Source organism: Nocardia sp. NPDC049737, assembly GCF_040674755.1.
In the GTDB taxonomy this organism is placed as follows: domain Bacteria; phylum Actinomycetota; class Actinomycetes; order Mycobacteriales; family Mycobacteriaceae; genus Nocardia.
In genome coordinates this window covers 23,714-50,713 of sequence record NZ_JBFANH010000027.1, presented here as the reverse complement: position 1 = coordinate 50,713, position 27,000 = coordinate 23,714, and the positions used below count along the sequence as shown (strand labels likewise).

The 27,000-nt window shown below is 66.2% G+C and carries 23 protein-coding genes; 14 read left to right on the top strand and 9 right to left on the bottom strand.

The features are described from left to right. The first annotated feature begins 3 nt into the window (after positions 1-3). From dacB to hpt, 4 genes are all read left to right on the top strand, one after another. Positions 4-1,389 carry a D-alanyl-D-alanine carboxypeptidase/D-alanyl-D-alanine-endopeptidase gene (gene dacB / locus AB0J47_RS30970; RefSeq protein WP_364354230.1) on the top strand — a complete coding sequence of 462 codons (1,386 nt, stop codon included), beginning with the start codon at positions 4-6 and terminating at the stop codon, positions 1,387-1,389. A gap of 13 nt (positions 1,390-1,402) precedes the next feature. Beyond that, entirely contained in the window at positions 1,403-2,518 is a 1,116-nt protein-coding gene (locus AB0J47_RS30965) for a zinc-dependent metalloprotease (protein WP_364353966.1), read from the top strand. A gap of 311 nt (positions 2,519-2,829) precedes the next feature. Then, positions 2,830-3,828, top strand: coding sequence for a tRNA lysidine(34) synthetase TilS (gene tilS / locus AB0J47_RS30960; RefSeq protein WP_364354227.1), 999 nt, complete (start codon positions 2,830-2,832; stop codon positions 3,826-3,828). A 125-nt stretch (positions 3,829-3,953) separates the two neighbouring features. Continuing rightward, positions 3,954-4,511, top strand: coding sequence for a hypoxanthine phosphoribosyltransferase (hpt, locus tag AB0J47_RS30955; RefSeq protein WP_063042806.1), 558 nt, complete (start codon positions 3,954-3,956; stop codon positions 4,509-4,511). Here the strand turns inward: hpt and AB0J47_RS30950 are convergent, their stop codons facing one another. From AB0J47_RS30950 to AB0J47_RS30935, 4 genes are read right to left on the bottom strand one after another with little or no spacing between them, the layout of a single operon-like run. Beyond that, a complete protein-coding gene (locus tag AB0J47_RS30950) occupies positions 4,512-5,222 on the bottom strand; it encodes a cyclase family protein (protein ID WP_364353962.1) in 711 nt (236 codons plus the stop codon). A 57-nt stretch (positions 5,223-5,279) separates the two neighbouring features. Beyond that, positions 5,280-5,687, bottom strand: a complete 408-nt coding sequence (locus tag AB0J47_RS30945) for a hypothetical protein (protein ID WP_364353959.1) — start codon at positions 5,685-5,687, stop codon at positions 5,280-5,282. Continuing rightward, positions 5,677-7,929 (bottom strand): serine/threonine-protein kinase, encoded by a 2,253-nt coding sequence (locus tag AB0J47_RS30940; protein WP_364353956.1) that lies wholly within the window; start codon positions 7,927-7,929, stop codon positions 5,677-5,679. Before AB0J47_RS30940 ends, AB0J47_RS30945 begins: the two co-directional genes overlap by 11 nt. Beyond that, positions 7,926-10,565, bottom strand: a complete 2,640-nt coding sequence (locus AB0J47_RS30935; protein ID WP_364353953.1) for a serine/threonine-protein kinase — start codon at positions 10,563-10,565, stop codon at positions 7,926-7,928. Before AB0J47_RS30935 ends, AB0J47_RS30940 begins: the two co-directional genes overlap by 4 nt. A gap of 407 nt (positions 10,566-10,972) precedes the next feature. On the opposite strand from AB0J47_RS30935, the gene AB0J47_RS30930 reads away from it, so the two are divergent. Then, entirely contained in the window at positions 10,973-12,337 is a 1,365-nt protein-coding gene (locus AB0J47_RS30930) for an amidase family protein (RefSeq protein ID WP_364354224.1), read from the top strand. Between the two features lie 209 nt (positions 12,338-12,546). Here AB0J47_RS30930 and AB0J47_RS30925 read toward each other — a convergent pair whose 3' ends face one another. The 3 genes from AB0J47_RS30925 to AB0J47_RS30915 all read right to left on the bottom strand — a co-directional run bounded on the left by AB0J47_RS30925 (position 12,547) and on the right by AB0J47_RS30915 (position 16,238). Further along, complete coding sequence (locus AB0J47_RS30925) at positions 12,547-13,437, bottom strand: LysR substrate-binding domain-containing protein (protein ID WP_364353950.1); 891 nt, start codon at positions 13,435-13,437, stop codon at positions 12,547-12,549. Between the two features lie 423 nt (positions 13,438-13,860). Next, positions 13,861-14,703 (bottom strand): SDR family oxidoreductase, encoded by an 843-nt coding sequence (locus tag AB0J47_RS30920; RefSeq protein WP_364353947.1) that lies wholly within the window; start codon positions 14,701-14,703, stop codon positions 13,861-13,863. After that, the gene (locus tag AB0J47_RS30915; protein WP_364354221.1) at positions 14,700-16,238 is read right to left on the bottom strand and encodes an aldehyde dehydrogenase family protein; all 1,539 of its coding nucleotides are present in this window, start codon (positions 16,236-16,238) and stop codon (positions 14,700-14,702) included. The genes AB0J47_RS30920 and AB0J47_RS30915 overlap by 4 nt, the downstream gene beginning before the upstream one ends. A gap of 215 nt (positions 16,239-16,453) precedes the next feature. Here AB0J47_RS30915 and AB0J47_RS30910 point away from each other — a divergent pair, with 215 nt between their 5' ends. After that, on the top strand, positions 16,454-17,737 hold the full coding sequence (locus AB0J47_RS30910) for a helix-turn-helix domain-containing protein (RefSeq protein ID WP_364353944.1): 1,284 nt from the start codon (positions 16,454-16,456) through the stop codon (positions 17,735-17,737). Positions 17,738-17,748: 11 nt separating this feature from the next. Here the strand turns inward: AB0J47_RS30910 and AB0J47_RS30905 are convergent, their stop codons facing one another. Further along, positions 17,749-18,009: a DUF2277 domain-containing protein gene (locus AB0J47_RS30905; protein WP_364353942.1), complete on the bottom strand. Its 261-nt coding sequence runs from the start codon at positions 18,007-18,009 to the stop codon at positions 17,749-17,751. Positions 18,010-18,118: 109 nt separating this feature from the next. On the opposite strand from AB0J47_RS30905, the gene AB0J47_RS30900 reads away from it, so the two are divergent. After that, positions 18,119-18,952, top strand: a complete 834-nt coding sequence (locus tag AB0J47_RS30900) for a DUF1266 domain-containing protein (RefSeq protein ID WP_364353940.1) — start codon at positions 18,119-18,121, stop codon at positions 18,950-18,952. Here the strand turns inward: AB0J47_RS30900 and AB0J47_RS30895 are convergent. Then, the gene (locus AB0J47_RS30895; RefSeq protein ID WP_364353937.1) at positions 18,932-19,879 is read right to left on the bottom strand and encodes a hypothetical protein; all 948 of its coding nucleotides are present in this window, start codon (positions 19,877-19,879) and stop codon (positions 18,932-18,934) included. The genes AB0J47_RS30900 and AB0J47_RS30895 overlap by 21 nt on opposite strands. A 278-nt stretch (positions 19,880-20,157) precedes the next feature. Between AB0J47_RS30895 and ftsH the strand changes: the two genes are divergently transcribed. From ftsH to AB0J47_RS30860, 7 genes are all read left to right on the top strand, one after another. Continuing rightward, positions 20,158-22,536: an ATP-dependent zinc metalloprotease FtsH gene (ftsH, locus tag AB0J47_RS30890; RefSeq protein WP_364353934.1), complete on the top strand. Its 2,379-nt coding sequence runs from the start codon at positions 20,158-20,160 to the stop codon at positions 22,534-22,536. Positions 22,537-22,732: 196 nt separating this feature from the next. Continuing rightward, positions 22,733-23,323 carry a GTP cyclohydrolase I FolE gene (gene folE, locus AB0J47_RS30885; protein WP_364354218.1) on the top strand — a complete coding sequence of 197 codons (591 nt, stop codon included), beginning with the start codon at positions 22,733-22,735 and terminating at the stop codon, positions 23,321-23,323. Between the two features lie 116 nt (positions 23,324-23,439). Beyond that, positions 23,440-24,267 (top strand): dihydropteroate synthase, encoded by an 828-nt coding sequence (folP, locus tag AB0J47_RS30880; protein WP_364353931.1) that lies wholly within the window; start codon positions 23,440-23,442, stop codon positions 24,265-24,267. Between the two features lie 23 nt (positions 24,268-24,290). Further along, a complete protein-coding gene (gene folB, locus AB0J47_RS30875) occupies positions 24,291-24,695 on the top strand; it encodes a dihydroneopterin aldolase (protein ID WP_364354215.1) in 405 nt (134 codons plus the stop codon). Next, positions 24,692-25,228 (top strand): 2-amino-4-hydroxy-6-hydroxymethyldihydropteridine diphosphokinase, encoded by a 537-nt coding sequence (gene folK / locus AB0J47_RS30870; protein ID WP_364353928.1) that lies wholly within the window; start codon positions 24,692-24,694, stop codon positions 25,226-25,228. The genes folB and folK overlap by 4 nt, the downstream gene beginning before the upstream one ends. 2 nt (positions 25,229-25,230) lie before the next feature. Then, positions 25,231-25,701, top strand: coding sequence for a DUF3180 domain-containing protein (locus AB0J47_RS30865; RefSeq protein ID WP_364354212.1), 471 nt, complete (start codon positions 25,231-25,233; stop codon positions 25,699-25,701). Positions 25,702-25,771: 70 nt separating this feature from the next. After that, entirely contained in the window at positions 25,772-26,842 is a 1,071-nt protein-coding gene (locus AB0J47_RS30860; protein ID WP_364353925.1) for a DUF6779 domain-containing protein, read from the top strand. Positions 26,843-27,000 lie beyond the last annotated feature (158 nt).

Below are 27,000 nucleotides of genomic sequence, written 5' to 3'. Positions count from 1 at the left end.
TTCATGCTGGCCGTGTTGCTCGGTACCGGGGTAGGTGTAGTGATCGCGGTCAAGCCGTGGACCGAGGCATTCCGGCACCGCGGGCTCACCATTGCCGCACCGCCCGCGCCGGTGAAACCGCTTCCACAGGTTGAGCCCGCGCCGTCGAATGCGCCCGCGCCGACTCCGGCCGGTGTCGCCGCCGCGCTCGCGGGGGTGGTCGCCAATCCCGATCTCGGTGCGTTCGCCGGTGAGGTGACCGACGCGGACTCCGCGACCGTGCTGTGGGGCGCCGAATCCGATAAGCCGATGATCCCGTCGTCCACCGCCAAGACCCTCACCACTGCGGCCGCCTTGCTCACCTTGCCCTCCGATCATCGGGTGACCACCCGCGTCGTCGCCGGTTCCGCGCCCAATGAGTTGGTGCTGGTCGGCGGCGGCGATCCGACGTTGACCGCGCAGCCCGACGGCAAGGGGTACTACCCGAACGGGCCGCGCCTGTCGGATCTGGTGTCGCAAATCAAGGACTCCGGCCGGATCGCCGACACCATCGTGGTCGACACTTCCGCGTATTCCGGCCCGCCCATGGCGCCCGGCTGGGATCCGGTCGATATCGGTGAGGGTTCGATCGCGCCGATGGATCCGGTAATGCTCGACGGCGGCCGCCTCGACCCGTTGGTGGAGTACTCGCCGCGCACCCCGACTCCGGCCCTGGCGACTGGGCAGCGCCTGGCCATCGAACTCGGACTCGATCCTGCCAAGGTGCGGATCGGCAATGCCGCCGCCGATGCGATGGAGGTGGCGAGCGTGCAATCCGCGCCGCTGCGGGACCGGCTGCGCGACACCATGGTCCATTCCGACAATGTGCTCGCCGAGGCCATCGGCCGCGAGATCGCGGTCGCGTCCGGCAACGAGGCATCGTTCACCGGGGCCGTCGCCGCCCTTGAAACCGCGCTCGGCAAGGGCGGATTCGATCTCACCGGTCTTTCGATGCGCGATAACAGCGGCCTGTCGACCGAGGACCGGGTGCCTGCCCGACTGCTCGACAAGATCATCGCGACCGCGGCGAAGCCGAGCGGCGCCAATGCCGTGCAGCCGAGCAACACCAAGGCCAGGCCGGAAACCGACCGAGTCGCGACCACGCTGGCGCCGCTGCTCGATGATTTGCCGATCGCGGGTGCGACGGGGTCGCTGAGCAGCCGTTATGTTACGCAGAACCGGGGCGGCGCGGGATGGGTGCGGGCCAAGACCGGAACTCTCTCGGTGGCAAGCACGTTGGTCGGTTATGTGCTGGACAGCGACGGGCGGGTATTGACCTTCGCATTGATGTCGAACGATCGGCCACCGGAGCTGAGCCGGCCCGCATTGGACGCCATCGCCGGCACGCTGCGTAACTGTGGATGCTCGTGACGGGTGGTTGACCATGTTCGAAGGCACTGATAAATCGGGCGCCGCGCCCGCCGTGAATTCGGGTGCGGACGCTCCGGCCGAGCGCAGACGCTCCGGATTTTCCGGTGCCGTCGATTGGCGCCTTGCCGCGCGCACCGGTGCCGCGCTGGTGCCGTCCGGCCCGCGGACCTCGCGATATTCGGCTGAGCAGGTAGTGAGCGAGTTGGCCGAGGCATCGGTGCGGGCGGAGCGGCCGGTTCGCGAGGTGAGCGGTCTGCTCGACGATCAGCCGGTGCCATCGGCCCTGATCGTAGACCGGCCCGGTTGGATCAACGCGGCCGCCGATTCCATGGCCCAGTTGACCGGCACCGGACCGGCATCGGACAAGGGCCTGCTGGCGGGCAAACCCGCGGGCGTGCAAGCGGGCGCGATGCTGGCGTTCCTGTCCACCGCGATCCTCGGCCAATACGACCCGTTCACCGGACCCGATGGGACGCTGCTGCTGGTCGCGCCGAACATCATGGCCGTCGAGCGCGCACTCGGCGTCTCGCCGACCGACTTCCGCTTCTGGGTCTGCCTGCATGAGGTGACCCACCGGGTGCAGTTCTCCTCCGCGCCGTGGCTGGCCGATTACATGCGCGCCAATGTCGACACCCTCGGCGAGGTCGGCGACGAACCGCTCGCCGATATGCTCGGCCGCCTCGTCGAAGAGGTGCGCGACCGCCGTCGCGGCGCCGGCCCCGCGGACCCGAATTCCCGTGGCGTCGTCGGCTTACTGCGCGCCACCCAGGCCCCACCGCAACGCGAGGCCCTTGACCGCCTGCTGATGCTCGGCACCCTGCTGGAAGGCCACGCCGACCACGTCATGGACGCCGTCGGCCCGGCCGTCATCCCCACCGTCGAACAAATCCGCGCCGCCTTCGATAAGCGCCGCAAACGCCCCACCAATCCTCTCCAACGCCTGCTGCGCGCTCTGCTCGGCGTTGATGCCAAGGTTGCCCAGTACGTCCGGGGCAAGAAATTCGTCGACGCCGTGGTGGCCCAAGTCGGCATGGCCCAGTTCAACACCATCTGGACCAATCCCGAGACCCTGCCTCTCGCAACGGAAATCGAGGCCCCTGAGCGCTGGGTGGCTCGCGTTCTCGGATAGTTCGCAGCGGTTCTCGATCGTCTATGCGTTGCGCCCGAAGGTCCTCGGTTCGCACCAGTCGGCGTCTCGAGCAAACGCGAAGGCCCTGGCGATGAACTCAACCTTCGGTCGATGCGGCGTCGCATACCCAGTGAGCGCCTCGCACAAGTCACACAACCTTTGCGAGGCGATCAATGGCGGCGGCACGGGTCGCCTGGGCGAGTGCGGAAATGTGGTGGTGGCGGTCAGGCGGCTGTGCCGGGCCGCTTGCCGGGCGGATCGAGCGCACTGGTCATCGGTAGTCTCCGGATATGAGCCGTACGGCGGGAGCGATGCCCGGGAATGCGCGGCGGCTGCCGGAAACCGAGGCGGTGCTCGAGGTGCGGCGGGCGGTGCGGGGGTGGCTGGCCGATTACCCGACAGGTGATGTGGCGGTCGCGTTGTCCGGGGGCGCGGATTCGTTGGCATTGACCGCCGCTGCCGTGGTGGAGGCGGATCAGGTCGACGCGCTTGTTGTCGATCATCAGTTGCAGTCGGGATCAGACAGGGTGGCGGCTGAGGCAGCGGCTGCGGCGTTGGCGCTGGGGTGTCGGTCGGCACATGTCCTGGCGGTCGAGGTCGGTGCGGACGGGGGGATGGAGGCGGCGGCGCGGGCAGCTCGGTATGCGGCGCTCGACGCTGCGCGGGGCGGATTGCCGGTGCTGCTCGGGCACACGCTCGATGATCAGGCCGAGACCGTTTTGTTGGGGTTGGGGCGGGGTTCGGGCGGACGGTCGATTCAGGGGATGGCGGCGTTCGCGGATCCGTGGGGGCGGCCGCTGCTGCGGGTGCGGCGGGCGGTGACCAGGCAGTTGTGTGTCGATATCGGTACGACGCCGTTCGAGGATCCGCATAATTCGGCGGCGGAGTTCACCAGGGTGCGGTTGCGCAATGAAGTTCTGCCGCTGCTGGAGGACGTGCTCGGGGGCGGGGTCGCGAGGGCGTTGGCGCGCACGGCCGAACAGTTGCGCGACGACGGTGCGGTACTGGATGCGCTGGCCGACGAGCTATTGCGAGCCGCGAGTTCCGGTCCGGCGAGTGATGACCCGACCCTCTCGATAGAGACCCTCGCCACTGCCCCCGCGGCCTTGCGTCGCCGCGCAATCCGTGCCTGGTTGCTGGCCGGTGGCGCTAAAGCCCTGACCAACAAGCATTTACAGGCGGTTGACGAATTGATTACCGCATGGCGCGGGCAGGGCGGTGTCGCGGTGGGCGGCGCAACACCGGGACACAGGTTGGTCGCCGCGCGCGAACATGGCAGGCTGACTTTGCGTCTACAAGGGAGCCGATGACACATAATGGATCGGCCGGGGGAGGCACCCGCGGCGCGAGCGACGGGCCCGAAGGCGGTAGCGAAGCGTGACCACGAAGGGTCCCGGGAGCGCCGCGGACAACACCGGAAGGGAAACCAACTGACGTGTACGAGGGCGATATCGCGTCGGTGCTGATCACCGAGGAACAGATCGCGGCCAAGACCCAGGAGCTGGCCGAGCTGATTGCCAAGCGTTATCCGGCCGACGCCCCCGAGGGCGATCTGTTGCTGGTCGGCGTGCTCAAGGGCGCCATCTTCTTCATGACCGACCTCGCCAAGGCGCTGCCGATTCCCACCCAGATGGAATTCATGGCCGTCTCCTCCTACGGCTCGTCCACCTCGTCCTCCGGTGTCGTGCGCATCATGAAGGACCTGGACAAGGACATCGCGGGCCGCAATGTGCTGATCGTCGAGGACATCATCGACTCCGGTCTCACGCTGTCGTGGCTCAAGCGCAATCTGTCCACCCGCAATCCGGCCTCACTCGAGGTCGTCACCTTGCTACGCAAGCCGGACGCGCTACGCACCCATGTGGAAGTCGCGCACGTCGGCTTCGATATTCCGAACGAATTCGTCGTCGGCTACGGTCTCGACTACGCCGAGCGATACCGTGACCTGCCCTACATCGGCACCCTCGACCCGAAGGTCTACGGCGGCGCGTAATCAGGGCAGCATTGCGAATATCGTTGCGGGCGAACCGGATCCACCGCTGTAGAGCGCACTGCCGACCAGCACCCAGGCGCCGGTGGCGGGCAGTTCGGCGAGGTTGGCCAGACATTCCAAGCTGATCCGATGCTCGCGATACAGCAGCTTGGACACCTCATAGGTGTTGTCGGTCCCCAAATCGGGTCCGAACGTATCGATGCCGAGCGCGCCACGGCGCCCCAGCCGCCCGGTCCGCAATAGCCATTTGACCGTCTCGACCGCGAATCCCGGTTGATGATCGGCACTCTCGCCGGTTCCGATGAATTCCGGCGTACCCCATTTCTCGTCCCACCCGGTCCAGGCCACCACCGCCGACCCGTCGGGTATCCGCCCGTGTCTACCCTCCCACTCCCGCAGATCAGCGATATCGATCGCGTAATCCCGATCGTTCGCACATTGGTCACGCACGTCGATCTTCACCGCGGGCAGCAGCAGATCGTCGAGGTCCAATTCGTCGGCGGCCAGTCCGTCGGCATGGAAGTGGATCGGTGCGCCCCAATGGGTTCCGGTGTGCTCGCCCTGCTGGATATAGCGCAGGTAATAACCGTCGTTCGCGACGGTCGCGACAATATCGGTCCGGAATTCGGGATCACCGGGAAACAGCGGCGTAGTAGCTGGGTCGTGTACGTGTGACAGGCTCACCAGGCGTCCGAATGGCCGTGCGGTCATCCAGGAAGAGTAGTCGCAAACCGTAGGTATCAGCCGACCGAGCGCCCATGAGTGTTCTCATACCGTTCGCATGCCTTCCGCGGCGGACCGGCGGGATCGGCTCGGCAGGGTATTCCACAGGTAGTCGCCGGTCCGTGGCCGCCGGGTCAACGCCAGATAGCGCGTCATCGTGGCAGGCCAGAGCGCGGTCACCGATCCGGAAGCATCTCGATACGGGCTCCGGACGCGCGACCAGACCGAGTCGGCGAGACGGCCGCGTAGCCACTCGTCGAATCTGTCCGCTATTTCTCGGCGCACTTCGACTGTGTCGGCTTCCCGCGGTGCCGCTCGGGTGAGCAGTGCGGCGATGTACCGCGCTTGGCATTCGAGCATGAAGATGATGGAGCCGAAGGTGAGGTTGACTCTCGCGTCGCCGATTTCGGCGGTCGGTGGTGCAGGCGGCGAGTGGAATCTCTTACGGCTCAACGTTGCTCGGTGTCATCACCCGCTCCAAGGCATCCAAGTCGCGTTCCATTGCCCGGAACAGCAGGTAGCTGATGACAAACGCGATGATGCTGCCGATGGACAGAACGCGCACCTGAACGATGATCTGTGCAAGCTCGCTGGGGGGCAGCAGCGTCGCACCCGCGACCGCAAGTAGCGGGATCGACGCTGCAACGGTCAGATATTGGCCGCACCGACGCCGCACTCGGCGTAAACGCAGCACATCCGCATCGCCGACCTCGCCGTACCGCAAGAACATCGGATAGAGGCACCGGATGCCATAAAAAGTGACCAGGAAGAAAGGGTAGGTCACGGCGATTGCGCCACACACCGCGTGCGCGGCCACGAAATGGGCGTAATCAGCGGCGGTGACATTGTCGGCGGAGCCGTACAGCACTACCGGGAAGCTGATCCCCGCGAGCATCCACAAGGTGAATGTCACGAGCACCACCCAGTGACCGAACAGGATTGTGTCAGTGCGGGCATGGCGCAGCGTCTGCGGCGGGTAATCGACACCGCGATACAACCCATGTGGGACGGTGATCAGATATCGGCCGAGGTACCCCAGCACCACTGCGGCCAGTGGGAAGCCGACGAAGTTCACCACTCCGGTACCGATGTCGAGGTGATGCTGGCCGCTCCCGGATAGCCGGTTGGTGATCAACTGCCGCGAGTGCTGGATATTGTAAAGCGAGGCAAGCACATTCGGCACCAGAACGGCCAACACGACGAGCGGGATACGCCATGCGCGCAGCCGTTGCCGCCAGCTCCCGGGTGGCGGGTCGATGAGGTCGCGGGCTCGCTGATCCAGGCACAGATCCAACTGCTGTGCCAGTACTTTGCCGTTGCTCCAGCGTTGATGCGGATCCGCCTGCAGACATCCGAGCAGCACCCGGCGCAGGGCGCTGGGGGTGTCCGCGGGCAGTCGCGCCAGCGTCGCGTCGGTGATGCTGTGTTCGCGCAGGCGCACCATGGTCGCGAAGGTTTCGGCGCGGGCGTCCGGATCGGTAGGCATCGGCGGATCGTCGAAAGGCGCTGCGCCGGTGAGCAGTTCCCACAGCAATGCGCCGAGGGAAAAGATATCGCTGCGCGGGCCCGGCGCGGGGGCAGCCGGGTCGAGCAGTTGGGCCAGTTGTTCGGGGGAGCGGTACGGCAGCGAATCCGGGTCTACCGCAATCGTATTCGTCAGCGATCGCGGCGCGGCCGTACGCACGGCGAAATCGGCGAGTTTGGGTATGCCCTCAGCGGTGAACAGCACATTGGCGGGTTTGATTTCCCGGTGCAGTACGCCATGCTGCTCGGCGTAATCGAGCGCGTCCGCCAGTCGCCTGCCGATCCAGGCCACCGTCTCCGGCCAGCTGAGCGCAGCGATTTCGCGACGCACACTCGAATCGGCCGGACGGATCTCGCCCTTCGCCTCCATGGCCGTATCGATCGCGCGCGACAGCAGGGCGCCGCCGTCGGCTGCAGTGCCGCGCCGACGCTGTGCGAGCACGCCGGCTGCCGTGCCGCCGGGCAGATACTGCATGTAGACCAGACGGGTCGATGCGATGGCCTCCGGTGCCGTGGCGGGTGTGGCGGTGACCAGTCGCTGGTCGAAAACCCGCACCACATTTGGGTGGTCCAGTTTCGCCATGCTGTGCCCACTGGCCGACCAACCGGCCGAAAGGCGCACGGCGACGAGGCGTTGCATGGACCGCTGCTTGGCGAGGAAGACCCGCCCGAGTGCGCCGGTACCCAGATCGGTGAGCAGATCGAAGTCATCGATCCGATGACCCGGCGTCAGCCCGGCGACCAGCGCGGCGGCGCGTTCGGTATCGGCCGAATCGTCATCGTCGGTGTAGACCGTCAGCCGCGCGCGCACCTGCTGCGCCAGCTCCGGATATTCGGCGAGGAAATCCGTGAGTTCCAGCGGGCCGTACCGGCGTCGGGCCAGGAACTCCTCGCAGAGCAGATCGACCAGTTCCGCACTCTGCTCGACCTCGGGGAATTCCTTGCGATACTCGGCGATGCGTTTGCCGAGGCCCTCGCGATCCCAGCGGTGGCGCAGGTCGATGCGGACAAGATCGGTGAGTACCGCCAGCCGCACCTGGGTGCCGTCGGGGATGTACTCGGCGATCGGAGGTGGGTCGGTCCGTTCGCCACGCAGGCAGTGCTGCCAATCTTCGGTAAATCTGGTTATGGGGTCGGTCTCGCCTCGATCCGCGAAATCGGCAACTGTCACGATCGCGGCTCCGGCACGGCGGGCTTACCGCGCTCCCGGTCCGCAGAAATGTGTTCGCGGTCGAGGGAATCCACCGGCGCGACCACCCGCTCCAGTGCACGCAGATCGGCCTCCAGCGCCCGGAAGAGCAGGTAGGAGCCGATGAACGCGACGATGCCGCCTACACAGAGCACCCGCACCGCGGCGATCACCATCGAAATATCCTCGGGCGGCAGGAAGGTGACGCCCGCCACCGCGAGCAGCGGCACCGAGGCCGCGACCGCCAGATATCCGTTGGCGCGGCGATCCAGGCCGCGCAGCCATACCGCGTCCTCGGTGCTGATCTCCCCGTGCCGCAGGAAGATCGGATAGATGCAGCGGACCATGAAGAAGCACACCAGGAAGAACGGGTACGCCATCGCGATCGCGCCGCACACCACGATCGAGGTGAGGAAGTGCACCACCGCGCGGGCGGGCACGTCCCCGGCCGCCAATTGCAGCGCGATCGGGAAGGTGAATCCGGCGATCACCCACAGCGAGAAGACCACCCACACCGCTCGGTCGCCGAACAGCAGGGAATCCGCTCTGGCCAGCCGCAGCGTCTCGGCATCGTAGCGGCGGTGGCGGCGCAGCCCGTGCGGCACCGTGAGCATTCTTCGGGACAGATAGAGGATCAGCGTCGCCCCGAGCGGGAAGAAGATTCCGTTCACCACGGTGGTGATGATCATGAAGGTGCGTCCGGCGTCCTCGGGGAGCCGGTCCACGATCAGATGCTGGTTGTGCTGGATGTTGTATGCCGAGGCGAGGATATTCGGGATGCCGATGGCCAGCGACACGATCACCAGCCGCCACGACCGCAACTTCAGCCGCCAACTGCCGGGCGGCGGGTCGACCAGATCCCTGGCCCTCGGGTCCATGCACAGGTCGAACTGCTTGGCCAGCACCCCGCCATTGGCCCAGCGCAGTGTCCGATCCGACTCCAGACAGGTCAGCAGCACCCGCCGCAAAGCCGCCGGACAGTTCGCCGGAACTCGTTGCAGCGCAGCGTCATCCACCCCGGAGGTGCGACGTTCCAGCATGCCCTCCAGCGCCGTATCGTCGCCGTGGTCGGTCGCGGTGGAATCGTCGAACGGCTTCGCACCGGTGAGCAATTCCCACAGCACTACGCCGAGGGCGTAGATATCGGAACGGGTATCCAAATCCTCGGCCGTGCGCTCGCGGCCGGGATGGCAAGCCTCCAACTGTTCGGGCGACATATACGCCAGCGAGCCGCCGAAATAGGCCACCGGACTGGTGCCGGCCACATTGCGGCTGAAGCTGATATTGAAATCGGCCAGTTTCGGTACCGCCTCGGCGGTGAGCAGGATATTGGCCGGTTTCACATCGCGGTGCAGCACGCCGTGCGCGGAGGCGTATTCCAGCGCCTCGGCCACTCTGCGGCCCAGCCAGGCCACGGTTTCCGGCCAGCTGAGTCCGGCGATCTCGGCGCGCACGCTGGAATCGGTCGGACGGATTTCGCCCTTCTCCTCCATGGCCGCGTCGACCGCGTCGAGCAGCAGTTGTCCGCTGCGTTCGGCCGGTGGGGTCGAGCGCACCCAGCGCAGCACCCCGAGCAGGGTGCCGCCGGGCAGGAACTGCATGTACAGCAGCCGGAGTCGGCGCATGGCCGGATCGCGCGCGTCATCGGAGCCGAGCAGCCGCTGATCGAAGACGCGCACGATGTAGTCGTGGTCGAGCTGGGCCAGGGTCTGCGGTTCGGTGCCGTGGTCGGCGGAGATTTTCACCGCCACCAAGCGCTGCATTGATCGCTGCCTGGCCAGGAACACCCGGGCGAAGGCGCCGCTGCCGAGTCCGGTGAGCAGGTCGAAATCGTCGATGGACTGGCCGACCTCGATCCGGTCGAGGGCGTCGAATTTCCCCGGACCGGTACCGATCGTGGTCGGAATGGCGGTCGCGGCCTCGGTTGCATCGACGGTGGCGCGAGTCACATCAGTATTACGATCGGACTCCCGGGTTTGGTTCAGTCCGACGGTTTGATCGGCTCGCACCGTTCGGCTCAGTTCGGCCGCCGCGCGGGTATTGGCGAACTCCGTCAGCACCGAATCCTCGAGCGCCGCTCGGCGGGTGCTCTGGTCGAGATCGTCGGCATTGAGCAGCACACGCAATTCCGTCGCTTGTTCCGGATATTCCCGCAGACAATCCTTGGGATCGACCCGTTCACCACTGTGCCGTCGGATGACGAACTCTTCGTACACCAAACCGGCCGGAATGCCGCTCGGTTCGAGTTCCGGAAACTCGGCGCAGTAGTCGAAAAGCCGTTTACGCGGCGCCGCCGCAGTATTGGATTCGCGGCGCTCCCGGGGCGCTTCGTGGTCATGCTCCGCTACCGCCTCCGCGTCCGTCGCTCGCGCCGCAGGCGCTCGGCGGATCCAGCGATGTCGCAGGTCGACGCGGATCAATTCGATCAGGGCGGCCCGGCGCAAGGATTCGGCATCCGGGAGAAAGTCGCCGATCTCCGGTGGTCGCCGCGACGATTCCCATGCGGTCGAGAAGGCCCCGACCACGTCGTTCTCGGTGCGCGACAACGGTCCACCCCAGTCTCTGGTCGGCTCGGCGTCGAGATCGGTTCGGTGCGTATTTTCGGGATCAGCACTCATTTTCGGACCTAGCTACTGAGCGGATGTCGAGTATCCGCAGTGGCCGTTCGGTGGATGTGCCCGTGAATTTCCGCCACACCCGACGACATCGTCCCCCGAGCAGTAATCGAAATGATAACTTGCGCCACAACAGCGGATCACCCGAATTCGACAACCATGCGACGGGGGAGAACCAGCACATGAACAACACGGCGCGAGTAGCGGGCGCTGAAGTGGCAGAGCGCGACCACGGAACGACCCGGGAGCGCCGTAAATCGAATACCGTGACGACCGGTGGCGTCGCGGCCACGGAGCCGACGCCGACGGATTCCACCGCTCCGGAGGCTGCTGAAGCCCCGGAGGTGCAGGCCGCCCATGGGGTTGCGGTGGGCGAGACCGACGCCGTACATGCTTCGATGGACTCCAGCATGCCACGCGAATCCGGCCTGTCACGAGGTCCGGCGGCGGCAATCGCGGCGAGTGTCCGCGATGGCTCGCTGACGCCGATCGAATCCGTCGATATTGCCCTGGATTTGATCGCCGCCGGGAACCGAAAGACGAATGCGTTCACGGTCGTCCGCTCCGCTAAGGCACGGGCCGAGGCGCTCGCGCTCGAACAGCGTTCCGATCTGGATCTGCTGCCGCTTGCGGGTGTGCCCATCGCGATAAAACACAACATCGCGGTCGAGGGTGAAGCGCCGCTCGCCGGTTCCACCGCGACCGATACCCGCCCGGCAACCGCCGACCATCCGGTGGTGCGCAGACTGCGGGCCGCGGGCGCGGTGGTGGTCGGGCTGACGGCGGTCCCCGAACTGGGCCTGTGGGGCACGACCGAGAGCGAGGGCCGCATCACCCGGAACCCATGGAATCCCGCGCGCAGCCCTGGTGGCTCCTCCGGCGGTTCGGCCGCGGCCGTGGCGGCCGGATTGGTACCGGTGGCGCACGGCGACGACGGTCTCGGTTCGGTGCGCATTCCCGCGGCCTGCTGCGGGGTCTTCGGGATCAAGCCCGGACGGTATACCGTGCCCGCCGAGGTAGGCGTCGATTCCTGGTCCGGGATGGTCGAAAACGGTGTGCTCGCAACGACGGTTGGCGATGCCGCGCTCGCGCTGTCCGTGCTGGCCGCGCGCCCGGACCTAGCCGAGTTGGAACCGCCGGGCCGACTACGCATCGGGCTGGCCGTTGCGCCCCCGTCCCGGTTGTTCCGGGTCGATCGGCACTGGACCGCGGCGGCCCGTACCGCTGCTTCGGCCGCCGCCGCGGCAGGGCACCTGGTGGAATCGGTGACACTGCCCTACGGCGAATCGCTCGTCTCGGTCGGCCTGCGCTGGTTGGCATTCGCTGCGCGTGAGGCGGCGAATCTCGTCCGCCCCGAACGTCTGCAGCGGCGCACCCGCCGTCACGTCGCACTCGGTCGGCTCGTCCAGCGGTTTCGGCTGGTGCGCCCGGCCCAGGTGGACCGGGTCGAGGCGCGACTGCTGGATTTCTTCGAGCGCTACCACGTGGTGATCACCCCGACGCTCGCCGCGCCACCACCGCGGGCCAGGGCTTGGCACATGCTGGGTTGGCTCGCGAATGTTGTTATCAGCGCTCGGTATTCACCGTTCACACCGCTGTGGAATCTGGTCGGCTGGCCCGCCGCGTCGATCCCGATGGGCATGCACCCCAGATCCAAAACTCCGGTCGCCGCTCAACTCACGGCACCGCCCGGCAGTGAATCGATTCTGCTGCGCCTCGCGGCGCAACTCGAGTCGATTCACCCCTGGAAGCGAACGGTAAACGACTGTGTCTGATTTGCATCGCCTGCGGCGCTGCGTGTTCGCGGCCCCCTGGTGTCGCGCGTCCGACCCTTTCGAGCGACCTGCAAGCAGTCGCTAGCGAAGGCCGTCGAGACTCGCGACTTCGTCGCATGCGCTTCGACGGCTCGGACGCGAGACGGGCCGCGAACGTCGCTCGTAAGCTCGCTCCGTCGGGCTGGGAGGAGTGTGAACGGGACGAGCGACTAACTCGCGACCGCGGGCTGATGCTGCACCGCGAAACCACCGTCCACCGCGCGCGCGGCGAATTCGAGGATGGTCGGTCGGTTGTCGTCGGCGCGCCAGGCCACTGCCAGTTCGCACGGGGCGAGTCCGGCGAGGGGGCGGGCGGTCAGACCCGGCCAGCGGTACATCGGCACATTGTTCTCGGCCAGCAGGCAGACGCCGAGGCCCAGACTCACGGCCTCCAGCTTGTCCTCGGGCGTCGCTGCCTCGGCGCCGATCTTTGGCTGACGGCCGTTGCGAGCATCGTTGCCGAGCCAGAAGTCGCGCACCGCACCGGCCTCGGTGGGCAGTGCGATGAACGGCTCGTCCAGCAGGTCGGCGAAGTCGATGGTCTCGTTCTCGGCCAGTGGATGGTTCTCCGGCAGCAGCACCCACCGCGGCTCGGTGCGCAGCACCTGCCAGCGGTAGCGGTTCGAGTCGGGTAGCGGAAGCCAGACCAATGCCAGGTCGGCCTGTCGGCCGGCCAGACCGCTGGACGGGTCGGTCCAGGAGGCGGCGTGCAGTGCGAGGCGGTGTCCGCTCGCGCTCTCCAGATCGTTGAGCAGCCCGCGGCCGAGCGCGGACTGGATGCCGACGCGCAGCACCTCGCCCGCTTCCTGCAGCGAGACGTTGGTGACCTCCCAGAGCTCCAGGATCTTGCGGGCGCCTTCGAGCAGTTCCTTACCCGCGACGGTCAGCGCGACACTGCGCTGGTTGCGGTCGAACAGGACCACGTCGAGCTGGCGTTCCAGCTGACGAATCTGACGCGAGAGGGTGGGTTGAGCGATGTGCAGCCGCTGGGCGGCGTTGGTGAAGTGCAGTTCCTCAGCGACGGCGACGAAATACCGCAGGTCGCGCAAATGCGGGTCCATAGCCCCTTGCTATCAGAATCGGTCCTGAATTTCCAGCCTATTAAGGCCGGAAAGTCTGGATATGGCAGCCGAAACAGTCGGCAGGTTTGTTAGACACAGCATATGGCTTGTCATGGTCATTTGCATCATCGACTCGGCGAATCTCCGGCACCCTGGACTAGCGCCGCGGCGTGCAAAGTTAATTGGGCGTATGACCAGCAACGATGTGGCGCTGAATGTGTTCGTGCGAGTGCTGAAGTGTGGTCGGTCACTGTCGAGAAACCGGCCCGCAACGGGGGTGCTGCTGCTACCGGGGCAGATAGTGATGTTCGTCACTGTTATGTTTGCCATCTCGTTCGATCGGCTCGGAAACCGCCGTCCCGAGGCCGTTCAACGCGAAGGCGCCGTGGTCGATGACCCGACCACGGCGCCTTCATCGATCGCTCAGAGACTGCGTGCCCGATCCTCGTAGGCCTGGCGCTTGGCCGCGTCCACGTCCTCGAGGAAGGCATTGCTCGAACCCAGCGCCCTGGCCAGCCCATCGGCCACCGGCTCCGGCAGCAGATTCACCAGCTGCGACAGGAATCCGGCCACCGCCGTGACCCGGACCTTGGATTTCGGCGCGGCGATCAGCGCGGCGATCGCATCGGCGATCTCCTCCGGCTCGGCCGGACGCAGTAGCTTCGGGCCGCTCACACCGGAGCCGAGTTCGGTATTCGTCAGCGTCGGCAGTACCGACGAGAACGCGACACCCGAACCCCGGTACTCCTCACGCAGGGTGTCGGTGAAGCCGAGCACCGCATGCTTGCTGGCGTTATAGGTCGCCAGGCCCGGAATATGCGTCTCGCCCGCGAGCGAGGCGATGTTGATGATGTGCCCGCTTTTGCGCGCCAGCATGCGCGTCAGTCCGAGTTTGGAGCCAAGGATGACGCCGTAGACATTGATATCCAGGATCCGGCGGGTGATCTGATCCGGCTCATCGGCGAATTTGCCGGTCGGCATGATGCCCGCATTGTTGATCAGCACGTCGATCGGGCCGATGGTGCGCTCGACCTCGTCGAGGAAACTCTCGAACGAGGTGGGGTCGGTGACATCGAGCCGCCCGTAGAGCTCGAAATCGCGCGCGGTGCCGGATTCCTTGACCGTGGTTTCGTCGATATCGCCGATCGCGATCTTGGCGCCGAGCGCCTGCAGCGCGGTCGCCGTGGCCAGTCCGATGCCGCGCGCGCCGCCGGTGATGACGACGACCTTGCCGCGAATCTTCGCCGCGTCTCGGTCCCCGGTCACTTGTTGTCTCCCTTGAGTTTCAGGATTGCCGCGATATCGATGCGCCGCAGTCCGCGAGCGCCGGCGGCACGCATGGCGCCGAGCCCGAACAGCACCTTCGGCATCTGGTACGGGAACCACAGCAGTTCCTTCTGCTGGGTCGGCAGGATCGGCGTGGTGATCGCCTTCTGCCTGCAGTATTTGCGGACCCCGTTCGCGCCGCCCCAACGTGCACCCACACCGGACTGCCCCCAGCCGCCCATCGGCAGCGCGAAGCTGAACAGATTGACGAAGACGTCGTTGATATTCACCGCACCGGCCTCGAGGGCACGGGCCACCCGCTCGCCGCGTTCCTTATCGCCGGTCCACACCGAGGCCGACAGGCCATAGATCGAATCATTGGCCAGCCGAACGGCTTCCGCCTCATCGGCGACCTTGATCACCGGCAGGGTCGGGCCGAAGGTCTCCTCGGTAATACAGGACATGGTGTGGTCGACATCGACCAGCACGGTCGGTTCGAACAGGGTGCCGACACCGGTGCGCTTACCGCCGGTGGTCACCCTGGCACCCGCCGCGACGGCCTCGTCGACATGCCGCTGCACGATCTGGACCTGGTTCTCATTGGCCAGCGCGCCCACGTCGTATTTGGACTCGCGCCCGTCGAGACCCTGCCGCAGATTCTTGACCGCGTCGGTGAGCTTGGCGACGAATTCGTCGTAGACCGGAGCCTCGACATACACCCGCTCCACCGAAATGCAGACCTGGCCCGAATTGAACATGCCGCCGAAGGCGATGCCGTGCGCGGCCCGATCCAAATCGGCGTCGGCCAGCACAATCGCCGGATCCTTACCGCCCAATTCCAGGCTGTAGGGAATCAACCGCTCGACACAGGCGGCGGCGATCCTGCGCCCGGTCGTGGTCGAACCGGTGAACTGGATGTAGTCGGCATTCTCGACCACTGCCGCACCCGTCGCGCCCGCACCGGTGACCACCGCGAAAACCGGCGGCGCACCGATTTCGGCCCAGCCTCTTGCCAATTCGACCGCGGAAAGCGGAGTCACCTCCGACGGCTTGAGAATCACCGCGGCACCCGCGGCCAGCGCCGGAATCACGTCGATGACCGGCATGGCTAGCGGGAAGTTCCACGGCGTGATCACGCCGACCACCGGGTACGGCTTGTACACCGTGGTCAACTTCTTGACCCGGGCCAGCGGGCTGTGCGGCGAGGGGTGGTCATCCGCGAGGAATTTGCCCGCCCGGCGCGCGTAGTAGCCGATCAGATCAGTGGAGAAGGCCGGGTCGATCAGCGCGTCCACCCGTGGTTTGCCCGCCTCGGCCTGCAGCACATCCGCCAGGTGCTCGGTGTTGTCGATGATCCAGTCCTGCAGCGCGAGCAGCCATTTCTTGCGCCCGTCGGGACCGATGGCCTCCCACTCCGGCTGGAACAGGCGCAATTCGCGAATCTTGGCCGCGACGGCGGCGGCGCTCTCGTTCGGCACGGTGCCGACCACCGCGCCGGTGCCCGGGTTGCGCACCTCGATGAGTTCCGGATCCACTTTCTCGGCCGCTGTCTTGCGCGCAGTTTTCTTCTCGGCCGCGCCGGGCACGGTATCGGTCACGCTGTTCTCCCACTACGTTGTGCTGTGCACCGCTGATCGCTGTGAATCAGTTCACTGACCTATGATCGTGACACAAGGTTGGTGGACTTTCTTGGCCCGATTTGTCAACGAATGAGGCCGTTTTTGTTCTCGAAGCACAATTCGGAGATTGCATGAGCACCGGCCGGATCAGCCCCAATAGCGCAGTGGTCCGCGACTGGCTGGCCCAATACGTCTACGAGACCATGCGCACCCAGGCCCTCGAACAGGTCGTCGACCGCCTCGACAACGCGATCATTGCGCACATCCCGGAACTCGCCGATCGCGATATGCGTCGCGACCTGGCCGCCAGCACCCGCGCACATGCCAGGGTGGTGCTGGCCAACCTCACCAGCGACACCATCGAATTCGCCCTGCCGGAGGAGGCGCACGCCTTCGCCAGAACCCTCGCCCGGCGCGGCTACGACCTTCGGCTACTACTGCGGACTTATCATGTCGGGCAGGAGGCAGTGCTCGACTACATGACCGACGCCGTCGACGAACGCCAGCCGCCACCCGAAATCGAGCGGGCGGTAATGCTGCGGCTGTTCGAGCGTTCCACCCGATGGGTCAGCATTTCCGTGGAGACGCTCACCGATACCTACATGGAGGAACGCGAGCGCGTAATGCGCGCCGCCCTCAACCGCCGCACCGAAATCGTGCGTGCGCTGCTCGCCGGTGACGAACTCGATATCGACCAGGCTTCGGTCCGGCTCGGCTACCGACTTGCCAAGCAGCACTTGGCATTTGTGCTGTGGACCGATGAGACCACCGGCGAGCCGGACAGTGAGTCGAGCGGCTTGCTGGATCGGGTGGCGACACGATTGGGCACCGCGCTCGGCAGTAACCAGGTGCTCTCGGTCGCTTCCGGCGCGAGCGGCATGTGGGCCTGGGTGGGTTTGGACGACGACGCGCATGCCGCCGAATTGGCGGTGCCGGGGGAGATCGAGCGAATGGTGCTCGGTCAGGTGCAGTCGCCGGTGCGGGCCGCGTTCGGGGTGCCCGCGCCGCAGACCGCCGGGTTCCGGCGCAGCCATCATGAGGCCGTCGCGGCCAGGCACGTCGCCGAGCGCGCTCCGGCGGATCGAGCGCGGGTCACCGCATATCGCGAGGTGGAGATCGCCTACCTGGTGGGCGCTGACGACGCGGCCATGCGCGGTCTGATCGGGCGCGAAATTCGCGCGCTGGCTGGCCGTGATGTCAATGCCACACGGCTGCGCGAAACACTGCACGCATATCTGAAAAGCCATCGCAGCCCGGAGGCCACGGCGAAATTACTCGGTGTGCACAAGAACACGGTCCGCTATCGGATCCAGCGGATCGAGGAACTGCTCGGCCATCCGATCGAAGCGCGCAGTCTGCCGCTGGAGATCGCACTGGCCTGCGTCGCCACCTACGGCGCAGACGCCCTACCTTGAAACGCTACGAACTACTCCCTCTCCGCGACCGCGCGATCGCGGCGTAGCGGCGGTTCGGTGGCCGGTGCGACCCGCACATCCGGTAGATCCGCGAGCAATTGCGTGGTCGCTGCCGCGATGGCGTTCACCGCCTTGTCCACGGCCGCCTTGGTTGTGGTGCTCAGGCCGGACACGCCACCGACCGTACGCACGTACTGCAGTGCGGCAGCATAGATTTCCTGCTCGGTAGGCGCAGGATCCAGGCCACGAAGGAGGGTGATGTTGCTACTCATGGGAGCACACTACTGCCCATTGTCGAGGTAAGGCAGGCCAAGAAACAGATCCGATGAAGCCGAGCGATTACACAGGTCCATCCAAGATCCATAGTGAACAATCGGGGGTATGCCTGCCCGCGGTGTACCGACCTTGACAACATTCCCCTACGACGAGCTCGACAAGCGGGAAGAGGACCACTGGTCCGGCGCGGCGGTATCGGATGACGAGCTGCGCGCGCTCGCACTCGGCGGGTTCTATTCGGCGCGCTGGGATGCCTTCCACGATGCGCTGCTGCTCGGCCCAGAGCGCGATCATCCGCTCGGTGACCGGCGCGAACTCGCCATCGACACGCTCACCGGCGCGTGGGGCATCACCGACGGCACCGAGGCGCAGGCCTCCATGGAGCAGCTGCTCGAAGGGATGCACGCGCCGCTGTACGCGATGGTGCACCCGTTGGTAATGGCATCGATCAATGCCAGTGAGCGCGACCGGTTCGGTGAGCGGGCCGATCGACATCGGGCCTTCCTGCGGCAGGTCGGTTCGTTCCGGGGGATGGACAATCCGGAGGCGCTGGTCCGCGATTACGACATCTGGTCGCAGGCGATCAAAATCGGTTTCACCGAACATCTGGCCCGCCCGCTGCCCAGCGATATCCATGCCTGGGATCTGGCCCGGGTGGTCGCGGTGGCCCGAATGGCCTTCACCGCGGGCTATCTCGACGCCGAGATGGCCTGGGACTATCTGATGCGGGCACTGCCGCTGGCCCAGCGCAAATACCAGAATTGGCGCCAATTCGGTGATGCCTACCTGACCGGCTGGACCTATTGGCAGGCCTGTGAGGATCTGGCCGAACTCAAGAACGGCGGCGTGGATCGGCGCATGGAACTGCTGCGCCTGTGGTTGCGTCCGACCAGCCCGTGGCGGCGGATCACATTGCAATCAGTGCCCGTCGGGGAGTGAGCGCAGGATCCCGCGCCCGTAGCGCTGGAACTGTCCGTCATCGACCATGCCAAGGGAGTGTCGCTCCACCAGTAATTCCCACTCGGAATAGAGCTGGGCGACACCCGGATCGGACGGACCGGCCGCACCGTCGGCCGAATCGCGCCGGACGGCGAAATTCACCGCGCAGGTGACGCGCTCGGTATCGGCCCGATCGGTGCCGGTGAAATGCAACGTGACGTTTCCGTCGTGCACATCGATGCCGGTCTCACCGCGCACCGAGCCGATCTCACCGGGCGTGGTCAACGCGCCGTCGGTGGTGCGCGCCCACATCACGACCGGGATGGGTAGCTCGTGCGCGTACCTGTCACCGGGGCCGATGGAGATGAACAGCAGCCGTCCGGTGGTCGCGGCCAGCAGGCCAGGACCGCTGCCCGCGGGCGAATGGGCCACCACGATGGCGGTCTCCAGCACGTATTCGTCGATGGTGACGTAGCGATGCAGCGCGGCTATCGCGGCCTTGGCTTCGCGCTTGGGCGCCATCCGCCGCACGGCTCGATCGACATCGGCTCGGGTCGGCCCGCTCTTACCCCACTGCGGGGCGGGCGGTTGTAGATCGGGTGCGGCCACATCGATGCGCTGGCTGGCCCGGATCTGATCGTTGATGCGCTCGACGATTTCGGCGGCCGCGGGGAAATCGTGTTCGGCTATCAATACCGGTAATGGTGTGCGGTCGGCGGGGACGCCGGTGAGCACCGGCGTGGGATAACGCAGATAGATCTCGATGACGACCGCATCGTCGGCCCGGCGGTTCAGCCTAACTTTGAGCAGGTCGGTGACCGGCACATCCAGGACGCGCTCGCCCTCGCTGCCCGGGCGTAGAACGATAAGTCGTCCTCGGCCGTGCCGCACTATCGCTGTGGGTGTCCGTAGCTCAACTATGTCCATACCCCCTGCGCTCTTATGTGTCGTCGCTCACGATAGGCCGAACATGACATGATTGTGACCACTTGGCGTAACCCGACCGGAGACTTCGGGAACCACGGACGTTCCCCGACCGTTTACCTGTCGAACTACACCAGCTGCCGAACTGCGCGATGTATCGACTAGACCGTACGCGGTAACGTGGCATGTCCGCATCCGAACACCGGACGGGACGCGCCCGACGCCACGCTAGGCATGCACCGGAGACACCCGGAAAGGACTGGCCGCCCGGCCTAAGCTCTATGAACCGCAAGACTGTGTTTCGCACCCTGGCCATAGTCTCGGGCATTTTGCTCGTGATTTATGCGTTCAGCTATTTCGGCAATGACACGCGCGGCTGGAAGAGCGTCGATACCTCGGTGGCGTTGAGTCAGCTGAACGACAAGAGCAACGTCAAGAACGTCCAGATCGACGATCGCGAGCAGCAGCTGCGCATCGAGCTGAACAACGGGAACGACGCCACCTCGGGCTCGAAGAAGGTCATCGCCAAGTATCCCGGTGGCAGTGAGACCTCCAACCAGGTCTTCGATGCCGTACAGAAGTCCGGCGCACCATTCAACACCGTGGTCAAACAGGACAGCTGGTTCACCCAGATCCTGTTGTTCGTGCTGCCGATGGTGATCTTGTTGGGCCTGTTCATCTTTGTGATGTCGCGCATGCAGGGCGGTGGTCGCGGCGGCATGATGGGCTTCGGCAAGTCCAAGGCCAAACAGCTGTCCAAGGACATGCCCAAGACCACCTTCGCGGATGTGGCCGGCGCCGACGAGGCCGTCGAAGAGCTCTACGAAATCAAGGACTTCCTGCAGAACCCGGTGCGCTACCAGGCGCTGGGCGCGAAGATCCCGAAGGGCGTGCTGCTCTACGGCCCGCCCGGTACCGGTAAGACCCTGCTGGCGCGTGCCGTCGCGGGTGAGGCCGGGGTGCCGTTCTTCACCATCTCCGGTTCGGACTTCGTCGAGATGTTCGTCGGTGTCGGCGCCTCCCGCGTGCGCGACCTGTTCGAGCAGGCCAAGCAGAACAGCCCGTGCATCATCTTCGTCGACGAGATCGACGCGGTCGGCCGCCAGCGCGGCGCCGGACTCGGCGGTGGTCACGACGAGCGTGAGCAGACGCTGAACCAGTTGCTCGTCGAGATGGACGGCTTCGGCGATCGCACCGGCGTCATCCTGATCGCCGCGACCAATCGCCCCGACATCCTCGATCCGGCCTTGCTGCGTCCGGGCCGGTTCGACCGGCAGATCCCGGTCAGCAATCCGGACCTGGCCGGGCGTCGTGCCATCCTGCGGGTGCATTCGCAGGGCAAGCCGATCTCGCCGGAGGCCGATCTCGACGGTCTGGCCAAGCGCACCGTCGGCATGTCCGGCGCGGATCTGGCCAATGTCGTCAACGAGGCCGCACTGCTCACCGCCCGTGAGAACGGCGCGGTGATCACCGGCGAGCAACTCGAGGAGTCGGTGGACCGCGTCGTCGGTGGTCCGCGCCGTAAGAGCCGCATCATCAGCGAGCACGAGAAGAAGATCACCGCCTACCACGAGGGCGGCCACACCCTGGCCGCCTGGGCGATGCCGGATATCGAGCCGGTCTACAAGGTGACCATCCTGGCCCGCGGTCGCACCGGCGGCCACGCCATGACGGTGCCCGAGGACGACAAGGGCCTGATGACCCGCTCGGAGATGATCGCCCGCCTGGTCATGGCGATGGGCGGCCGCGCGGCCGAGGAACTGGTGTTCCACGAGCCGACCACCGGTGCGTCCTCGGATATCGACCAGGCCACCAAGATCGCGCGCGCGATGGTCACCGAATACGGCATGAGCGCACGTCTGGGCGCGGTGCGCTACGGCCAAGAGCAGGGCGACCCGTTCCTCGGGCGCTCGATGGGCATGGGTTCGGATTACTCGCACGAGGTCGCCGGCGCCATCGATGAGGAGGTGCGCAACCTGATCGAGGCCGCGCACACCGAGGCGTGGGCAATCCTCAACGAGTACCGCGATGTGCTCGATGTGCTCGCCACGGCACTGCTGGAGCGGGAGACCTTGCACCGCAAGGATCTCGAGGAGATCCTCGCCGCGGTGCAGAAGCGGCCGCGCATCACGGCGTTCAACGATTTCGGCGAGCGCGTGCCATCGGATAAGCCGCCGGTGAAGACCCCGGGCGAACTGGCCGCCGAGCGCGGCGAGCCGTGGCCCCCGCAGGCGCCGGCGCTGCCGAAGCTGCCGCAGCGTGAACCCGCCGTGGCCAATGGCTACCCGGACGGTGGTTATCAGGAACCGCGCTACGGCGGCGGTCACCCCGAGCAGCCCGCGCCCGGTTACCCGTTGCCGCAGGCCCCCTCCCCGGCTTATCCGCGACAGGGCGCGACGCACGGCTCACGGCCGGATTATGGTGCTCCGGCCGGTTGGTCGGCCCCGGGGTGGCCGCCGCGCGACGAGCAGCAGCAGTCGGGTCAGCCGGGCTACGGCGGCTGGCAGGGTGAGCCGCAGCCGCGCCACGGCTACCCGCAGCCGCAACAGCCATGGGGTCAGCCGGGCCGGGGCAACGACGGCTATGACGAGCCCGCCAACGGCACCGGGAATAACGAGGGCGAGAACCACGATTGGGATGGACCGAACGGTCGGCACTGACACGTGCCGATTAGGCTCGACCATCTGGGTGCGGGGTGATTGCTCGTACCCGAGATTTTGGAGGTGTCCTCGATTGTCGGCCAACAATCACGTCGGTGGCCCCGGGCATGGGAGCGGCGGTGCCGTTGCGAATGCCAGCAATTTCGACGAGTTCGACGAACCGGTCAAGTACAACGGTGCGGGCCCCGAGCCGGACCTGATCGCACTGGAGAGCGGCCGCCCATTCGATCAGCCCCGAGCCGAGGCCGCGATCCGAGAACTGCTGATCGCGGTCGGCGAGAATCCGGACCGGCCCGGCCTGATCGATACGCCCGCGCGGGTGGCCCGCGCCTATCGGGAGATGTTCGCCGGGCTCTACACCGAGCCGGATGCGGTGCTGAACACCACCTTCGACGAGGGGCACCAGGAATTGGTGCTGGTTCGCGATATCCCGCTGTACTCGACCTGTGAACACCATCTGGTGTCCTTCCACGGCGTCGCGCACGTCGGCTATATTCCCGGCCCGCACGGCCGGGTGACCGGACTGTCCAAACTGGCCAGGCTGGTCGATCTGTACGCCAAGCGTCCGCAGGTGCAGGAGCGGCTGACCAGCCAGATCGCCGATGCGGTCATGCGCAAGCTGGATCCGCGCGGTGCCATTGTCGTGATCGAGGCCGAGCATCTGTGCATGGCCATGCGCGGTATTCGCAAGCCCGGTGCCAGCACCACCACCTCCGCCGTGCGCGGTCTGCTGCAGTCCAACGCCGCCTCGCGGGCCGAGGCCCTCGATCTGATCCTGCGGAAGTGAGGCCCCGCGCGGTGTCGACCCACGCCCCCGATGCCGTCCGGAGCAGTGTCGCGCCGCGCGGTGTCGTTTCGAGCGACCTGCAAGCAATCGCTAGCGGTGACCGCTCCTGTGTGGTGATGGGGGTCGTGAACGTCACCAGTGATTCGTTCTCCGACGGCGGCCGCTATCTGGATCCGAGTCTGGCCATCGCACACGGCATCGAGCTGTTCGAGGCGGGCGCCGACATCATCGATATCGGTGGCGAGTCGACCCGGCCCGGTGCAGTGCGGATCGATCCGGAAACCGAGGCCGCGCGGGTGGTTCCGGTCATTCGCGGTTTGGTTGCCGCGGGTGTGCCGACCAGTGTTGACACTATGCGGGCCGGTGTCGCCGAGGCGGCGATCGCGGCCGGAGTTTCGGTCGTCAACGACGTCTCCGGTGGTCGCGCCGATCCGGATATGGTGAAAGTCATTGCGGCGGCTGAGGTTCCGTGGATCCTCATGCACTGGCGGGCGGGTGCGGACTATCGGCACACCGGTCCGGCCGACCACTACGACGACGTGGTCGCCGAGGTGCTCGCCGAATTGACCGCGCAGGTGGAACTGGCCGTCGCGGCCGGTGTCGACCGGTCCCGGTTGGTGCTCGATCCCGGCCTCGGTTTCGCCAAGAATGCCGAACACAATTGGGCGCTGCTCGGCGCGCTGCCCGAATTGGTCGGCCGCGGGCTGCCGATACTTATCGGCGCCTCTCGTAAACGTTTCCTCGGCTCCCTGCTCGCCGATGCCACCGGCCCGCGGCCGCCCGACGGCCGGGAGACCGCCACCGCGACGGTGTCGGCGCTGGCCGCCCTGCACGGGGCCTGGGGTGTCCGCGTCCACGATGTGCGTGCCTCGCTCGATGCCATTGCCGTGACCGATGCCTGGCAGCGCGCTGCGAGGCAGAGCCCCCGAGGAGCCGTTCTATGACCGCAGCATCGCGCAGCGATTCGATGAGGGATAGCGGCCGGGAGGCTGGTGGGCACCAGCCCGACCGGATCGAGCTGCGCGGCCTGCGCGCGTATGGCTATCACGGCTGCTTCGACTATGAACGCCGCGACGGCCAGGAATTCCTGGTCGATCTGACGGTATGGACCGATTTCGCCGCCGCCGCGGCCACCGATGACCTCGCGAACACCATCGACTACGGCGCCCTCGCCGAGCGGGCCGTGCAGATCATCCAGGGGCCGCCGCGCAATCTCATCGAAAAGGTGGTCGCCGATATCGCCGACGATGTGATGACCGATCCACGCATCCAGTCGGTCGAGGTCGTCGTGCACAAACCGTCCGCGCCCATTCCGCATACCTTCGCCGATGTCCGCGTGGTCACCTCGCGGCAGCGGGGAGTGGTGGCATGAGTCACGCCGTCTTGTCGATCGGCTCGAATCTGGGCGATCGGCTCGCGCATCTGCGCAGCGTCGTCGACGGGCTGGGGGAGCGGGTGGTGGCGGTGTCGCCGGTGTACTCGACCGCGCCGTGGGGCGGTGTCGAACAGGACGACTATCTCAATGCCATTGTGCTGGTCGGTGATCCGCAATTCGGCCCGCACGATTGGTTGCGCTTCGGCCAGCAGTTGGAGCAGGCCGCCGGTCGGGTGCGCGAAGTGCGTTGGGGCGCGCGCACTCTCGATGTCGATGTGGTGTGGTGTGCCGAGGACGGCGCGGTCAGTCGCAGTGACGATCCGGAATTGACCCTGCCGCATCCGCAGGCGCACAAGCGGGCCTTCGTACTGATCCCGTGGCTGGATGTGCAGCCGGACGCGGAACTCGAGGTCGATGGCACCGTGCGGCTGGTGCGCGACTGGCTCGCCGAACTAGACGCGGCCGAACGCGCGGGTGTCCGACCGACCGAATTCGTGCTGCCGGCAGCCGCGGAGGGATCGGCGTCGTGAAACTGAAGCCGACCCGGATTTTCGATCTCATCGCGAATGTCGTCGTCGCGGCCCTCATCGCGTGGTTGCTCACGCGGATGGCCTATGGCAGTTTCCCGCCGATCTCGATTTACGCGGGCGCATCGCTTTATCCGGTCGCCGCGATCGAAGTGGCACTCGGTTTCGTAATCCGCGCGCGGGTCAATGAACATCAGATCGGTGACGGCAGCCATCAGCTGCATCCGATCACCGCGGCCCGCGCGGTCGCATTGGCCAAGGCGTCCGCGCAAGTCGGCTCGCTTGCTGCCGGGGTATGGCTGGGTTTCCTTTTGTGGGTTTATCCACAGCGCGACACCTTGAATGCGGCGGGGGCGGATAGCCCCGGCGCAATTGTCGGGATGCTGGCGGGGGTGGCTTTGGTAGCTGCGGCACTGTGGCTGGAGTACTGCTGTCGGGCTCCGGAGGATCCTTCAGATGATCCGGCAACTACATAGCAAATAATCCTGGCGGAATCACTGCGCGAGAATCTGGGCGCGGCTGGCTGATCAAGCTACCCTGGCGTGCATGGTTTCACCCTCCCGTAGCAGCACCTCTCGTCGACGGCGGGACGACGCGGGAAAATTGTTCATCGGCGTATTGATTCTGCTCGGTCTGGTTGCCAGCGTTTTCCTGGTTTTCAGTGACCGTCTGCAGTTTGTTCGGATCGGCTTGGTGGCGGCGCTGTGGGCGGCCGTGATCGGCGCTTTGGCCGCGACGCGGTACCGCAAGGAAGCCACGATCGATAAGGCCAAGGTCCGTGACCTGCAGACGGTGTACGAACTCCAGTTGGAACGCGAGGTGACCGCCCGACGCGAATACGAGCTCGGCGTCGAGGCGCGGGTGCGCGCGGAAGTGGGTGCCGATGCGACCGAAATGGCCGCCCTGCGCGCCGAACTCACCGTGCTCCGGGAGAGCCTGCAGCGGCTCTTCGACGGTGATCTGCCGATGGATCGACCCGCATTGCGCGCCGATGCGACCCGGATTCAGGAGTTGCCGAGCGCATCCGGAAATTCGGCCAACAATAGCTCGGCGAATGCCGACAGCTGGCTGGACATGGCGTTTCAGCAATCTCCTAGCACCTTCACCCCTGTCTTCGACTCGGATCATCCGGAGCCTCCACGCTTCGCGAGTCCCTTCGACGATCCGGTGACCGCGGAGACCGCTATCGTCCAGATCGACGATCTCGACGATCTGGTCGATTCAGAGATCACCGACGCCGAGGTCGACGATATGCACGACACCGGCCCGCTGGCCACCACTGGCGGCTGGGCCGACGCGTTCACCGAGGATCCGGATAAGACCGGTGTTCCGCCGCGGCTACAGCCGCTCGAGTACACCGTGCCGCCGCGTTTGCCGGAGCCCGAGCCGACCGCGTCCGAAGCCGAGCAGGACTTCTCGGCACCGGAGCCGACCCCGAATCCGGAGCCCGCCCCACGCCCGACGACCACGGTCCCGCCGCCGGGCACCGCCACCTCCCGCCGCCGTCGCCGCGTCGATCCGGAAGCCGACTCCGGCAATTCGTCGCGTCGACTTTCGGTGGCCGAGATCATGGCCAACCTGCAGTCGGAAGAAAACGGACGCCGTACCGGACGCTGATCCGGCGCGAGCGGTGAGGGCCACGCACTCCCTGGCTGCGAACACGCGGCGCCGAAGGCGCTGCCAAAAGACAGAGCAAATCCAACACTGCGGTGTAAATCACGCGGGTGCCCCGTGGCATCGGCGAAGGATGGGCCGATATTCTCGGTGCGTAACGT